Annotated in this window: 1 pseudogene; it reads right to left on the bottom strand. The window is 67.0% G+C overall.

What is annotated here, in order from left to right:
• A pseudogene (locus tag EXE45_RS18505) lies at positions 1 to 330 on the bottom strand (C4-dicarboxylate ABC transporter permease); the annotation flags it as partial.

Raw genomic sequence — 330 nt, 5'->3', positions numbered from 1 at the left:
GGATCATCACCTTCTCCGCGACGAACACGGCCGCGAAGACCGCGATGCCGGCTATCTTCGCGGCGTTGCTCGGGTACACCATGATCAGCACGCCGAGCGTCGCGAGCAGGGCTCGCGCGCCGAGCTTCCGACCGGGGCGCATCTTGAACGGGTAGTTCAGCCCGTAGATGATCGTCACCGCGCCGAGCAGGACGAGCAGCCCGACGTACAGCGTGTTCAGCCCCACGTCCATCGAGATCAGGCCGGGGTTGTAGACGAACGCGACCGGCAGGATGAAGAGCGGCGCGGCGATCCGGATCGCCGCCCCGCAGGTCCGCCAGAAGTTCGCCT

Source organism: Halorubrum sp. SP9 (genome assembly GCF_005435015.1).
GTDB lineage: Archaea > Halobacteriota > Halobacteria > Halobacteriales > Haloferacaceae > Halorubrum > Halorubrum sodomense.
This window is presented reverse-complemented; position numbering and strand designations above follow the sequence as displayed.